General features: G+C 61.5%; 14 protein-coding genes. 5 read left to right on the forward strand and 9 right to left on the reverse strand.

The features are described 5' to 3' along the window. The first annotated feature begins 21 nt into the window (after positions 1-21). Positions 22-1,131, forward strand: coding sequence for a DUF3182 family protein (locus tag HX793_RS15305; RefSeq protein WP_177095316.1), 1,110 nt, complete (start codon positions 22-24; stop codon positions 1,129-1,131). Further along, positions 1,121-1,876, forward strand: a complete 756-nt coding sequence (locus HX793_RS15310) for an alpha/beta hydrolase family protein (RefSeq protein WP_025857195.1) — start codon at positions 1,121-1,123, stop codon at positions 1,874-1,876. The genes HX793_RS15305 and HX793_RS15310 overlap by 11 nt, the downstream gene beginning before the upstream one ends. Before the next feature lie 5 nt (positions 1,877-1,881). On the opposite strand, the gene HX793_RS15315 is transcribed toward HX793_RS15310, so the two are convergent. The 3 genes from HX793_RS15315 to HX793_RS15325 are packed head-to-tail and all read right to left on the reverse strand — an operon-like array spanning position 1,882 to position 4,857. Then, positions 1,882-2,829 carry a lysylphosphatidylglycerol synthase domain-containing protein gene (locus HX793_RS15315; protein WP_177053712.1) on the reverse strand — a complete coding sequence of 316 codons (948 nt, stop codon included), beginning with the start codon at positions 2,827-2,829 and terminating at the stop codon, positions 1,882-1,884. Then, on the reverse strand, positions 2,819-4,081 hold the full coding sequence (gene clsB, locus HX793_RS15320; protein WP_177059098.1) for a cardiolipin synthase ClsB: 1,263 nt from the start codon (positions 4,079-4,081) through the stop codon (positions 2,819-2,821). Before clsB ends, HX793_RS15315 begins: the two co-directional genes overlap by 11 nt. Next, a complete protein-coding gene (locus tag HX793_RS15325; protein ID WP_177053710.1) occupies positions 4,078-4,857 on the reverse strand; it encodes an endonuclease/exonuclease/phosphatase family protein in 780 nt (259 codons plus the stop codon). The genes clsB and HX793_RS15325 overlap by 4 nt, the downstream gene beginning before the upstream one ends. Before the next feature lie 170 nt (positions 4,858-5,027). Between HX793_RS15325 and HX793_RS15330 the strand changes: the two genes are divergently transcribed. Further along, on the forward strand, positions 5,028-7,112 hold the full coding sequence (locus HX793_RS15330; protein ID WP_177053709.1) for a mechanosensitive ion channel family protein: 2,085 nt from the start codon (positions 5,028-5,030) through the stop codon (positions 7,110-7,112). Between the two features lie 86 nt (positions 7,113-7,198). Then, positions 7,199-8,083, forward strand: coding sequence for a sugar nucleotide-binding protein (locus tag HX793_RS15335; RefSeq protein ID WP_177059102.1), 885 nt, complete (start codon positions 7,199-7,201; stop codon positions 8,081-8,083). A gap of 144 nt (positions 8,084-8,227) precedes the next feature. On the opposite strand, the gene HX793_RS15340 is transcribed toward HX793_RS15335, so the two are convergent. The 5 genes from HX793_RS15340 to HX793_RS15360 form a co-directional block, all read right to left on the reverse strand. Continuing rightward, positions 8,228-8,926, reverse strand: a complete 699-nt coding sequence (locus HX793_RS15340) for an OmpW/AlkL family protein (RefSeq protein WP_177053708.1) — start codon at positions 8,924-8,926, stop codon at positions 8,228-8,230. Between the two features lie 94 nt (positions 8,927-9,020). Then, positions 9,021-9,533 (reverse strand): DUF3299 domain-containing protein, encoded by a 513-nt coding sequence (locus HX793_RS15345; RefSeq protein ID WP_016978528.1) that lies wholly within the window; start codon positions 9,531-9,533, stop codon positions 9,021-9,023. 11 nt (positions 9,534-9,544) lie between these two features. Next, entirely contained in the window at positions 9,545-10,810 is a 1,266-nt protein-coding gene (locus tag HX793_RS15350; RefSeq protein WP_016978529.1) for an ABC transporter permease, read from the reverse strand. Between the two features lies 1 nt (position 10,811). Beyond that, positions 10,812-11,522, reverse strand: a complete 711-nt coding sequence (locus tag HX793_RS15355) for an ABC transporter ATP-binding protein (RefSeq protein ID WP_177095312.1) — start codon at positions 11,520-11,522, stop codon at positions 10,812-10,814. Between the two features lie 6 nt (positions 11,523-11,528). Then, complete coding sequence (locus HX793_RS15360; RefSeq protein ID WP_177053706.1) at positions 11,529-12,134, reverse strand: DUF2796 domain-containing protein; 606 nt, start codon at positions 12,132-12,134, stop codon at positions 11,529-11,531. Between the two features lie 130 nt (positions 12,135-12,264). Between HX793_RS15360 and HX793_RS15365 the strand changes: the two genes are divergently transcribed. After that, positions 12,265-12,606, forward strand: a complete 342-nt coding sequence (locus HX793_RS15365; protein WP_177053705.1) for a hypothetical protein — start codon at positions 12,265-12,267, stop codon at positions 12,604-12,606. Here the strand turns inward: HX793_RS15365 and trxA are convergent. Then, positions 12,603-13,475, reverse strand: coding sequence for a thioredoxin (gene trxA, locus HX793_RS15370; protein ID WP_177095310.1), 873 nt, complete (start codon positions 13,473-13,475; stop codon positions 12,603-12,605). The genes HX793_RS15365 and trxA overlap by 4 nt on opposite strands. Between the last annotated feature and the right edge of the window lie 118 nt (positions 13,476-13,593).

The following is a 13,593-nucleotide window of genomic DNA, read 5'->3' on the forward strand; positions in this document are numbered from 1 at the left end:
CGGGATGGCCAAGGGGGACGCATGACCCCGACTCAACGCAAGAAACTGGTGGTAGCTCACTCCACACGTGAGGGCGCGCCGCTGCATGAGGTCGAAACCAATCGCGCCCTGGCACGCTGGTTGGCGCAGATTCTCGGGCTCAAATTCGGCGGCAGCTACGACGCTGATCTGCACGCTGGGCGGGCGCTGTACCTGCTGCCCACACAGACTCTCGTCGGCCCGGCCCAGGCCCGAGCGCTGAATATCAAGGGACCGGAGGATCTGTGGGGCGGTTACGTCGACCACGACTTCATCTGCACCAAAGCCATCAGTCATGGCTTGCTCGGCCCTGACGCTAAAGCGCCGGAAGGTTGGTCGGCGTTGTTCTGCGAGCGTGTACGCAATGTCGTGCTGGACGGCTTGAGCGTCTTCGCACTGGAAGACGCGCGGCTCGCAGCCACACGCTTGCTCCACAGCGGCCCCATCCGCTTGAAACCCGTTCACGCCTGCGCGGGCCGAGGCCAGGAAGTTATCCACAGCCTGCATGAATTCGAGGCCGTGCTGGCGCGATCCGACGCCGCAAAACTCTTCAACGAAGGGGTTGTTCTGGAGCAGGACCTGCACGATGTGGTCACTCACAGCGTTGGCCAAAGTTTTATCGGCGATCATGTGTTCAGCTACTGCGGCGAACAATACCTGACAAAAGACGGGCAGGGCGAGGAGGTCTACGGCGGTTCCAACCTGCTGGTGGTGCCGGGTTACTACGAAGACCTATTACAGCTCCAACTGCCGGACGACGTACGCGAAGCCATCGAACAAGCCCAGGTATTCGACACTGCTGCGGATGAAGCCTACCCTGGCTTCTACGCATCGCGACGCAACTACGACATCGCCCAAGGCCTCGACAGTAACGGCCAACGCCGCAGCGGCGTGCTCGAACAATCCTGGCGCATGGGCGGGGCCAGCAGCGCCGAAGTCGCAGCGCTGCAAAGTTTTATCAACAACCCTGGCCTGCGTGCGATCCATGTCTCCTCGGTGGAAACCTATGTGGACCAACCGCTGCCGGCCAATGCCATCGAGGTGTATCGCGGCCCGGCGCAAAGCAGCGAGTTTCTTCTCAAGTACGTGACGGTTACCTCTTATGACGGCTAGAAGCGAAAGCATTGCGATCGATATCGACGACGAACAGATGAGCGGCACCTTCCTCAGTCCCAAGTCCAAAGTCCCCGGCGTGTTGTTTGTGCACGGTTGGGGCGGCAGCCAGGAGCGCGACCTGGAACGCGCCAAAGGCATTGCTGGCTTGGGTTGCGTGTGCCTGACCTTCGACCTGCGCGGGCACGCCGGCACCGGTATTCCATTGTCCCGCGTCACCCGCGAAGACAACCTGCGCGACCTGCTGGCGGCCTATGACCGACTGCTGTCGCACCCGGCCATCGACACCTCGGCAGTGGCAGTGGTGGGTACCAGTTACGGCGGCTACCTCGCGGCGATTCTCACCTCATTGCGCCCGGTGCGTTGGCTGGCGCTGCGCGTACCGGCGTTGTACCGCGATCAGGAATGGCTAAAACCCAAGCGTGATCTGGATAAGGCCGACCTGATGGATTACCGCAGTACGTTGGTCCACGCCGAAACCAATCGCGCCTTGCACGCGTGTTCGGCGTTTACCGGTGATGTGTTGATCGTCGAATCGGAAACCGATGACCACGTGCCCCACGCCACCATCATGAGCTACCGCGCGGCGTGCCAGCAGACCCACTCCCTGACCCACCGAATCATCGACGGCGCCGACCATTCCCTCAGCGATCCGGTGTCCCAGCAGGCCTACACCTCGATCCTGGTGGACTGGATTACCGAGATGGTGGTGGGCGAACGGTTGAGCATTATCCAGTCCCAGTAAAGCGTTCAAGCGGGTGTTTTCTTCACCCGCAACGCCTTCGCCTTGGCCTCCACACCGAGGTACATCACCAGCGCGATCAGCAGCGGCAAGATGAAGTAAATCGCCCGATACGCGATCAACCCGGCCAGCAAACTGCCCCGCGACGCCTCATGCTGCAACAGTGCAATAAATACCGCCTCCAGCACGCCCAGCCCTGCCGGAATATGGGTGAGCACTCCGGCAATCGCGCTGATCAGCAACACGCCCAGTACCAGTGGATAGTCCAGTTTGGCCGGCAGCAGGGTGAAAATCACCGCCGCCATCAGCGACCAATTCAACGCGCCCAGCAGCAACTGCAAGCACGCCATACGCACTGACGGCAGGTTAATTTCCATGCCGCGAATCGTCCACGCACGTTTCTTCGAAAACTGGCAGGCCACCAGATAACCCAGGCTGGCCAGTACCAACAATGCACCAATGCCTTGCAAGGCCGTGGTGCTGACCTTCCACCCCGGCGGCATGGTCACCAGACCGCTGCTGAACACCACCCCGGCAATCGCCATGTAGCCAAACCAATTGGTGGCCAGGCTCAGGCCGAGGATCTTGGCGATATTGCCGGTGCTCACGCCCAGGCGCGAATACAGCCGATAACGCATGGCGATGCCGCCGACCCACGCGCTCAAGTTGAGGTTGAAGGCGTAGCTGATGATGCCCACGGGCAGGATCTGCTTCCACACCAGGTTCTGGCGGATGTAGGTGCGGCCGATCAAGTCGAAGCTGGCGTACACCAAAAAGCTGCACAACGTCAGCGCTCCGGCTACCACCAGCGTGCGCACCTTGAAGTCGCCCAGGGTCTGCACCACTTCGCTCCAATCGATGCGCCGCGCGAGCAGGGTGAACAGCACGATCAGCACCAGGAAGAAGACGATGGTCAGCGGTTTCTTCCAGCGCTTGAATCGGGATTCAGCGGTCATTGGCCTGGCTCTCGATGGGTTTCAAGCGTGGCTTGTGCGCCGGCAGCCAGCCCGTCAACGCCGGGAAGTGGCGCATCACATGAAACACCAGGAAACCCACCGTCAATCGCCAGAGCCACAGGCGCGGTTTGCGGTTTTCCGGCATGGTCTGGCAGTGGTCTTTGGCGAGTGTTTCCAGGCGTTCGTAAAGTTGTTGATTGAACGCGCGGTCACGAACCAACACGTTGGCTTCCAGGTTCAGCGACAGGCTCAACGGGTCGAGGTTGCTCGAACCCACGGTGCTCCATTCGTCATCCACCAACGCCACCTTGCCGTGCAGCGGGCGCTGGCAGTATTCGTGGATGACCACGCCATCTTTGAGCAGATAGTCGTAGAGCATCCGCGCCGCCAGCTTGGCCAGCAGCACGTCGGGCTGGCCCTGCATGATCAGTTGCACCTGCACGCCACGGCGCGCAGCGTTGCGGATTTCCCGCAGCAGGCGGTAGCCGGGGAAGAAGTAGGCGTTGGCGATCACTACGCGTGTTTGCGCCTTGCTCAGCGCGTGGATGTACGCCTCTTCAATGTCATCGCGATGCTGCACGTTGTCGCGGTAAATCAAGCGCACCAGGCCATCGCCCTGGTCGGTAGACCACAGCGAAGGCCGCTGCTGGCGCCGTCGCCAGCCACGTCGCGTACGCACCTGGCGACCACTTTGCGCCAAGGCAAAATGATGCAGGTCGGCCACTGCCGGGCCTATCACTTGAACGGCGTAATCCTGCTTGGCTTCGGGGCCAAAGTCCCCCAAGTGATCGGCAGAAAAATTGATTCCGCCGATAAACGCGATTTCCGCATCCACCACCACAATCTTGCGGTGCAGGCGGCGAAACCAGTTGGTGCGAAAACCCAGGGTCTTGGACGCCGGGTCAAACATCTGCACCGTCACCCCAGCGTCCGCCAACTCGCCCAGAAATGACGGACTCAGTTCGCCACAGCCAAAGCCATCGAGGCTCACCACCACCTTGACTCCACGCTGTGCGGCCTCGATCAGGATGCCGTGCAGCTCATGGCCCACCTTGTCTTCGAAAAGAATGAAGGTCTCCAGCAGAATCTCCCGTCGGGCCGCGCGCAGGGCTTCGAAGACCTTGGGAAAATACGCCTCGCCGTTCTCCAGCAGTTCGACCTGGTTACCCCTCTGCCAGCCGTAGTCCAGGTCGCGGGCCTTGGCTTCGTCCGGCGGCTGGTCGGTGGAGATATGTTCAACGGCCACGTTCATAGCTCGACCTCCACCGACAGCGGCACATGGTCGGATAAATGAGACCAGGGCCGCGTTGTCAGCACACGAGGGTTATGCACCTTCAGGTTACGCACGTAAATCCGGTCCAGCGGCAACAATGGCAGGCGCGCCGGGAAGGTGCGTGCGGGCTTGCCGTGAACCTCGACGAACACCTCCTTCAGGCCGGCCTTGCTCAGGTCGGCCTTCTGGCGCCAATCGTTGAAATCACCGGCCACCACCAGCGGCGCATCGGCTGGAATCTCGCTGATACGCTGCTCGATCAAGCGCAGTTGCTGCTGGCGGTGCACTTCGCGCAAGCCCAGGTGGATACAGATCGCATGGATCTCCTGGCCGGTGCCCGGCAGGCGCAGCACGCAATGCAGCAGGCCACGGTTTTCATGGCCGCTTTGGGAGATATCGAGGTTGTCGTAGCGCACGATCTGGAATTTCGACAGCAGCGCGTTGCCGTGGTCGCCGTGGGGGTAGACCGCGTTGCGGCCGTAGGCGAACTGCGGCCAGATGCTGTCGGCGAGGAATTCGTACTGCGGCATGTTCGGCCAGTCGCTGAAGCGCTGGGGATGGCGCTCGTGGGTGCCGTGGATTTCCTGCAAAAACACCATGTCGGCGCCCACACTGCGCACCGCTTCACGCAGCTCGGGCAGGATGAAACGTCGATTCAGGGCGGTGAAGCCCTTGTGGATATTGACCGTCAGCACCGTGAAGCGAGTGATGGCGACGCTGGGGGTGATGGGCACCCAGTCAGGAATCGCAGCCATGATTGCTCCTGTGAAAGAAGTGGGGGCCTGGCCCCCGTTTATGGCTGACTCTGATTTTTGGCTGAAAGTTTCCAGCGTCCTACAGACGGCATAAAGATGCCGCTGAAGGGGAACGATCAAGGCGCAAACCCGTCAGTTCCTTACAGACCCTTCTGAAGGAGCTCGGTGTTTTGCTGAATCTCAAGACTGCATTACTGCTCGGTGCGCTGCTGTTTTGCGGCAGTGGCGCACTGCAAGCGGCGGCCACCGCGCCGGAACCTGAAGCGCCGGCCAAGCCGGAATTGCTGGTGGAGGGCGGGCTGCTGGGGGCTATCAGTTCCAGCATTGATGACGTACAGCAAAAGCTCGACCTCAATCAGAACCTGATCGATGAATGGCGCCTGCGGGCGGATCGAGCGGCAGACGAGGTGGGGCGGCTGGTCGACCAGACCGCTGCGCGCTCACCCTGGAGCGTGGCGGGGGATTTCCTGCTGTTGTCCGGCGTGTGGGTCGGCGCTTTCGTGGCGATGACGCTGTTGGGGCGATTTATCGTACAGCGCCTGGGCCGCCGTTCGTTCTTCGAGCGGCGCGAACGCCTGCTGGCGGTGCTCGGGTATGTGATCCCCTATACGGTTCCCGCGCTGATATGCCTGCCGCTGACCCTGTATGTCAGTCACTTCCTACCCACCTCCGTGGGCCGCGCGCTGGCGCTGTGCTTTGCCTATGCCACCAGCAGCGGCATCTTTTCCACATCAATGCTGCTGTGCGTTATTGTGATGTTCAACGTCGGACACAAGCGCCCGGCGGTACGGATCATTCGCAGCTACTGCCCCAGACCGTTGTTCCTGATCGGCTTCCTCGCCGCCCTCAGCGATGCGCTGACCAGCCCGCAAATCGCCCGTCAGTTGGGCGGCAATATCACCAGTAGCATTGCCGTATTTACCGGGCTGTTTGCGGCGGTGATTTTCGGCATGCTGGTGATCCGGCTGCGTCGTCCGGTCGCCCATCTGATCCGCAATCGGCCTCTGGCTCAGCGCCTAAAACACCCGGCACTGCAACAGTCGCTGCGAATATTTTCCGGCCTGTGGTACTGGCCAATCCTGCTGATGGTGCTGGTGTCGGCGATCAACCTGATTGGTGCTGGTGACGACAACCAGAAAGTCCTGCGCTGTGCGCTGTTCACCACGATCCTGCTGATCGGCACGGTGTTCCTCAGCACCGTGCTGCAACACCTGTTCAAGTCCCGCAGCCAAGTGGCGATCCAACGCAGCAGTGCGTACAAGGAACGCTTCCTCAGCCTGTTGCACGCGATCCTGCGCATTGTCATGGCCATCGCGTTTATCGAAATTCTCGGGCGGATCTGGGGCGTGTCGCTGTTCGAGTTCGCCCAACGCAATTCGGTGGGGCGGGCCATCAGCGATTCCCTCAGCAGCATCGGCCTGATCCTGCTGATGACCTGGCTGTTCTGGGTGGTGCTCGACACGGCGATCCAGGAAGCGCTGAAACCGCCGGTCAACAAGCGCTCCAGTCGCCAACCGAGCACGCGGGTGAAAACCATCCTGCCGCTGCTGCGCAATGCGGTGAAAATCATTCTGGTGGTGATTTGTGCGATTACCACCATGGCCAACCTCGGCATCAACGTCGCGCCGCTGCTGGCCGGGGCCGGGGTGGTCGGCCTGGCCATTGGTTTTGGCTCGCAGCAATTGGTGCAGGATGTAATCACCGGGCTGTTCATCATTATTGAAGACACCCTGTCCATTGGCGATTGGGTGGTACTCGACTCCGGCCATGCCGGCACCGTCGAAGGCTTGACCATCCGCACCCTGCGACTGCGCGACGGCAAGGGTTTTGTGCATTCGGTGCCGTTCGGACAGATCAAGGCGGTCACCAACCAATCGCGGCAATTTGCCTACGCGTTCTTCTCGGTGCAGTTCACCTACGACACGGACGTGGACAAGGCGGTGGAGCTGATCCGCGAGGCGGGGCAGTCAATCCGGGATGATGTGTTCCTCAAGTACAACCTGCAAGGGCCGCTGGAGGTGTTCGGCGTCGACAAGATGGACCTCAACGGCGTGGTGCTCACGGCGCAGTTCCGCACGGTGTCAGGCGGGCAATATGCAGTAAGCCGCGCATTCAACCAGCGCCTGAAAAAGCTTGTGGATAACTGTGACGAGGTGTATTTCGCGCAAACTTATCCACAGCAGGTCATGGTGCCTGCGCGGGCGGCCCTTGAGCATGAACCGACGGAGGCGGGCGCGAAGACAGTTAATCCGTGACGGTTGCGCTACAAACCCGCAAAATGCAACGATTCTGGCCAAGACCAGAAAACCTTCGTTCCAAACAGACCGGGCCTGCTCAATCTATGCGAATGCGCCTTATGTTACTGGGCGGCGGGAATGCCCTCGGGCAGGCGCTGATTCGCCTCGGTGCAGAGGAAGACATCGGTTTCCTCGCACCCAAACCGCCCCAAGACGGCTGGGATGCCGCGAGCCTCACCCAATTGCTCGACGACACCCGTCCCGATGCGTTGATCAACCTCGCCTACTATTTCGACTGGTTCCAGGCCGAAGCGGTCAGCGAAACCCGTCTGGCCGCCCAGGAGTTCGCTATCGAACGCCTGGCCGAGTTGTGCCAGCACCACAACATCACTTTGCTGCAACCGTCCAGCTACCGCGTGTTCGATGGCTCCCGCGCCACCGCCTACAGCGAAAAGGACGAGCCGGTGCCCCTGGGCTTGCGCGGCCAGGCGTTGTGGCGCATCGAGCAGAGTGTGCGCGCCACTTGCCCGCAACATGTGTTGCTGCGGTTTGGCTGGCTGCTGGATGACAGTGTCGACGGCACTCTGGGGCGCTTCCTGGCCCGGGCGGAGAAACCGGATGAATTGCTGATGGCGGACGACCGTCGCGGCAACCCGACGCCGGTGGACGATGCAGCGCGGGTGATCATCTCGGTGCTCAAGCAGCTCGATTGTGCGGCGCCGCTATGGGGCACCTATCACTACGCCGGCCAAGAGGCCACCACACCGTTGGCGTTGGGCCAGGCGATCCTCACCGAAGCGCGCAACTTTCACCCGCTGGCGATCGAATCCCCTACCGCCCAGGCGCACGCGGCCCGGCCGGATGCGAGCGAAGAACCGCAACACGCGGTGCTCGCCTGCAAGAAAATCCTTCACACCTTCGGCATCAAGCCACGGGCATGGCGGGCGGGGTTGCCAGCGTTGCTGGATCGGTTCTACCGCCATAGCTGAAGCCAACACAAACCCAAATGTGGCAGGGGGGCTAAATGTGGGAGGGGGCTTGCCCCCGATAGCGGTGTATCAGCCAATGAATCGGTTGACTGACACTCCGCCATCGGGGGCAAGCCCCCTCCCACATTTGTTATTGCGTGTTGGTTAGAACTTGTAGCCAATACCCACCATGTAAACCATCGGGTCCACGTCCACATTGACCTTGGCGCGAGTGCCCGGTGCCACGCCATTGTTTTCCACGGTGGCCTTGGTGCTGATGTCGATGTAGCGCGCCTGGGCGTTGATCATCCACTTGTCGTTGATCATGTAGTCAGCGCCGATCTGCGCAGCCCAGCCCCAGGAGTTTTCAGCCTTGAAGTTGCTGAAACCTGCGCCTTGGGCACGGCTGCCGACGTGTTCGTCGTAGATCCAGGTGTAGTTGATACCGGCGCCCACGTACGGCTGGAAGGCCGATTTGTTGTCCAGTGGGTAGTACACGACGCTCAGGGTCGGCGGCAGGTGTTTCAGGGTGCCGAGCTTGCCGTTGGCCGGGCTCAGGGCGGTGCCTTTGATCTTCACATCATGCTCGAACGGCGTGGCAGCCAGCAGTTCGATACCGACGTGGTTGGTCAGCATGTAGGCGAAGTTCAGGCCCAGTTGGGTGTCACTGCTCATGGTCGCCTTGCCGCCCAGGTTGGTGCCTGCCAACGGGCCCTGGTCAACTTTGACGTGGCCGCTGTCCGCCTTCGGGTTCACGGTGATTGCACCGGCGCGCACCAGAATGTCGCCGGCTTCGTGAGCGTGTGCAATGGGGGCGACGAGGGCGAGCGCGAAGAGGGACGCGCCGAGCAGAGACTTGTTCATGGGAGCTCCAAAGGACGTTTAAAAGTTGTACGTCCAATGGTAAAGATCGTTCCGTCCGGTCTTTTGACTCAGCTCAATGAAAGGGCGATCAGCCTTATTCAGGCAGCTCGTACATGTAAATTTTCTCGGCTTCCATCTGGTAACCGGCATCGGCCAGCTCGCTGGTGGACGGTTTGACCTGCATCGCACCTTCGATCCAGTACGGCTGGTACAGCTCATCGAGCTTCACGCCGATTTCGCTTTTGACATGCACGATCTGGTTCGACGGCGGCGGCGGCACATGGATGCACGCGCCGAAATACGGCACCAACAAGAATTCGGTGGTGCGCCCGTTTTCGCTGACTTCCAGTGGCACGATGTAGCCGGGCAAGCGAATGTGTTGGCCATTGAGCCCTGGTACTACAGGCGCGTTGGGCATTTCCTGCTTGGCGGCCGGCGCTGATTCCAGGGCATCCGCCATGCCGGAGAGGTTGTGCAGCGGTTGCATGTTCGGCACTTCCGGCTCGGCATCCGGTGGAATCAGCTCCGACCACGTCAGCTCTTTGGGCTCGGCGGCCCACGCGGGCAGGGCGATCAGCAGAAACAATGCAAACAGGATGCGACGCATCAAGGCCTTCCTCATAAACGTATGGACAGGCCATCGGCCAGGGATTGCCGATAGGCGCGCCACGCGGGCACGCTGCCCATCAACAGCGCGGCGCCCAGGATACCGGCGAGCAGCGTCCATTCATATTCGCTGGGCCACGACATCGGAAGGTCCAGGCCGTAGTTGGCCTGCAGATACCCGCGCGAGGCGGCGATGCAGACGTAGAGCAAGCCAACCCCCGCTACCACGCCAGACAAAGCCAGGGCGAAGGCCTCGAAAATCAGCAGTGTCGCGATATGCCAGGGACGTGCGCCCACCGAACGCAAGATCGCCATTTCGCGGCGCCGTTCGTTGAGGCTGGTAAGGATCGCCGTGAGCATGCCGATCAAGCCGGTGAGCACCACGAACAGTGAGATCACGAACAGCGCTTTTTCGGCGGTGCCCATCATGCTCCACAGCTCTTGCAGCGCTACGCCGGGCAGGATCGCCAGCATCGGCTCGCCACGAAATTCGTTGATCTCCCGTTGCAGGGCGAAGGTGGAAATCTTGTTGTTCAGACCGAGCATGAACGCGGTGATGGCCTGTGGCGTGAGGTCCATGTTGCGCGCCTGGTCGGCACTGATGCGGCCTTTGCCTTGGGCCGGTACGCCGTTGTGCCAGTCGATATGGATCGCTTCCATGCCGCCGAGGCTGATGTGCAATGTGCGGTCCACTGGCGTGCCGGTGCGCTTGAGAATGCCGACCACGGTGAAGGGTTTGTCATCGTGTTTCACCAGGCTGACCACTGCCACGCCATGGGCCAGCACCAGTTTGTCGCCGAGTTTGTAGTGCAGCGCGTCAGCGACTTCGGCACCGAGCACCACTTCAAACGGGTCGGTGGCGAAGGCGCGGCCGCTGGCCAGTTCAAGGTTTTGCTTGCGGCCGTATTGGTAGTGCTCGAAGTAGGATTCGTTGGTGCCCATCACGCGGTAGCCGCGATGGGAGTCACCGAGGGAAATCGGGATGGCCCATTTCACCTGGGGGCTGGCGGCGAAATGCTCGAAGCTGTCCCAGCGGATGTTGTTGGTGGCGTTGCCGATGCGGAATACCGAGTACAGCAGCAGGTTTACCGAGCCGGAACGCGCGCCGACGATCAGGTCGGTGCCGCTGATGGTGCTGGCGAAACTGTTGCGCGCCTCGACGCGCACGCGTTCCACCGCGAGCAACAGGCATACCGACAAGGCGATGGCGAAGGCGGTGAGGATCGCGGTAAAGCGGCGGTTAGCCAGGCTGGCCATGGCTAGACGGAACAGATACATCTCAAACCTCTGCGGGCGTGGCGGCGCGATTGAGTTCGGCCAGCGACAGGTTGCGGTCGAACAACGAAGCCAGGCTCTGGTCATGACTGACAAACAACAGGCTGGCGCCGGCTTCACGGCATTCGGCGAACAACAACTGCAGGAAGGCTTCGCGGGCGTCGTAGTCCAGGGCCGAAGTGGGTTCGTCGGCAATCACCAGTTCCGGTTGGCCGATCAACGCGCGGGCAGCGGCGACCCGTTGTTGCTGGCCGATGGACAGCGAGTCGGCGCGGCGCTCCAGCAGGGCTTTGTCTTTCAACCCAAGGTGTGCGAGTAAAGCGGCGGCGGCCTGGTCGACACTGCCGTGGCGCTGTTTCGCCCGTTGTGCACGCAACTTGGAAAAGTGGCAGGGCAACTCGACGTTCTCGTGCACCGACAGGAACGGCAGCAGGTTGAACTGCTGGAAGATGTAGCCGGTGTGGTCGACGCGAAAACGGTCGCGGGCGCCGGCCGACAGCTCGGTCAGCTCATGGCCGAGCAGGCGGATGCTGCCCTGGCCGGGTTTCTGCACACCGCCGAGCAGGCCCAGCAGCGTGGTTTTGCCACTGCCGCTCGGGCCCTTGAGAAACAGGGTTTCCCCCGCTTCCAGGCGGAACGCGGGGATGTCCAGCAACTGGGGGTGACCGGGCCAGTTGAAGCCCAGGTCACGCAGTTCGATCAATGGGTGGGTCATGTGAACTCAGAACTTCAGGGTGGCTGCTGTGGCCGTCGCTTCAACACCTTGCTGGCCGCTCGGACCGATCAGTTGTACCTGAATTTTCTGGGTGGCGGGGAAGGTCTTGAACACCTGGGTCAGGTCAAGGTTGCTCAGGGCCGTCGGCGTGGCGCAGGTGAACTGGTAGTGGGCGTGGATTTCGCTGTGGTCGTGATGATGCTCATGGGCAGCCGCGCCTTTGCCGTCGGTGGCGTGGTCATCATCGTCGTCGTCATGATCCGCTTCCGGCTTGTCGCCGAACAACGGGCTGTTGAGTTCCTGGCTGCTGACCACGCAACCGGCGCCCTTGGGCAAGTTGAACAGGGCGATAGGGTTTTCCAGCTGTTTGCGCACGGCGGCGACCTTGGCTTTGTCTGCCGGAGTGGTGGCCAGGTGTTCGAAACCCACCAGGTTCATCGCCGGGCTGTCCAGCTCCAGCTCCAGGGCCTGGCCGTCGAGCACCGCGTTGAGGCGACCGACGCCATGTTCGTGGGCGCCAAGGCTGCCGTGTTCATGGTCGTGATCATCATGAGCGTGGGCAACCGCCAGTGGCAGCAGGGCAAACGGCAAAGCAAGCAACAGACGGCGCATGAGAAGGCTCCAGAACATGAAAGTTTTGTTATGTGATCTTATAACAATTACCGCTGAGTTTGACCGCCCGCTTGGCGTTGCGCAAGCCGCATGGGAGCATGCTTGTCAGAAAAGTGCAGGAGTAAGGACGATGTTGCGAATTCGTGGAACGGTCGGTGACTTGCCGGTGGACTTGACCCTGGAGCTGGACGACGGCGATTGGGCACGGCTGGGCGCGCAGTTGCAGGCGACGCCTGTCCCCGCCGCAGCGCCAGTGGCACCGGTGAAGCAGAATGACGACCTGTGGCAGAACGCCCAGGACCTGTTGCGCAAAGCCGGGCAGCTCAGCGGCCTGGAGTTGCTCGATCAGTTGGAAGGTTTGGCCGGCGATGCGGCGTCAGGCAAGCGCCTGCTGGTGCGCTTGCGCCACAGTTCGAAGGTGAAAGTGGCCAGCGGCGCCGATACGCCGCTGTACAGCTGGGTCGGCGATTAGTACAGCGCGGCAAACAACTTGCGGCGGTACACGGTTACCAGCGGGTGATCATTGCCCAGCAGTTCGAACACCTGCAGCAAGGTCTTGTGTGGCAGGCCTTCGCTGTAGCTGCGGTTGCGGATGAACAGCTTGAGCAAACCCTCCAGCGCCGCGTCGTACTGCTGGCGCGCCAGTTGCTGGATCGCCAGTTGGTAGGCCGCTTCGTCATCCTGCGGGTTTTGCGCCAGGCGGCTTTTCAGCTCGGCGGCGTCCGGCAGATCGGCAGCCTGACGCAGGAAGGTAATCTGTGCCTTGGCCCCTGCGAGGGCGGCTTTGTGGTCGTCGCTTTTTACCGCGTCCAGCACGGTCTGGGCTTCGCCCAATTCACCGCGCTCGGCCAGGCAGCGTGCGTAGAGAATCAGCGCCGCAGCGTTGGTGTTGTCCTCGCCCAGCAACGTCACCAGCACGGCTTCGGCATCGCTGATACGACCTTCGGCAAACAGCGCCTGGGCCTGCTCCAACGGATCCGCTGCCGCCGGTGGCGGCATCTGTACATGCGGCTCCAACATCGCGCGCACCGCCGACTCCGGCTGCGCCCCGGCAAACCCGTCCACCGGCTGGCCGTCCTTGAACAGCACCACCGTCGGCAGGCTTTGAATGCCAAAGCGCGCAACGATATCCTGCTCGGCCTCGCAATCGATCTTGGCCAGCAGCAACTCACCCTGATAACTCTCGGCAACTTTCGCGAGCATTGGCATCAATGCCTTGCACGGCGCGCACCACTCGGCCCAGAAATCCACCAGTACGGGTTTTTTGAAGGAGTTCTGGATCACTGCCTGGTCGAAGGTGGCGGTGGTGACATCGAAGATATACGGCGTGGGCTGACTCATGGGGCGTCTCGAATAAAGCGGGAATGGGGCAACTATAAGGGCTGGCGAGCCAGGCTGAAAGTGCGGTGGATTCGGCACCGCTTTTGCGAGCAAGCCCGCTCCCACAGGGGGAATGCGG

Origin of the sequence: Pseudomonas reactans (assembly GCF_013387025.1) — a bacterium.
GTDB lineage: Bacteria > Pseudomonadota > Gammaproteobacteria > Pseudomonadales > Pseudomonadaceae > Aquipseudomonas > Aquipseudomonas reactans.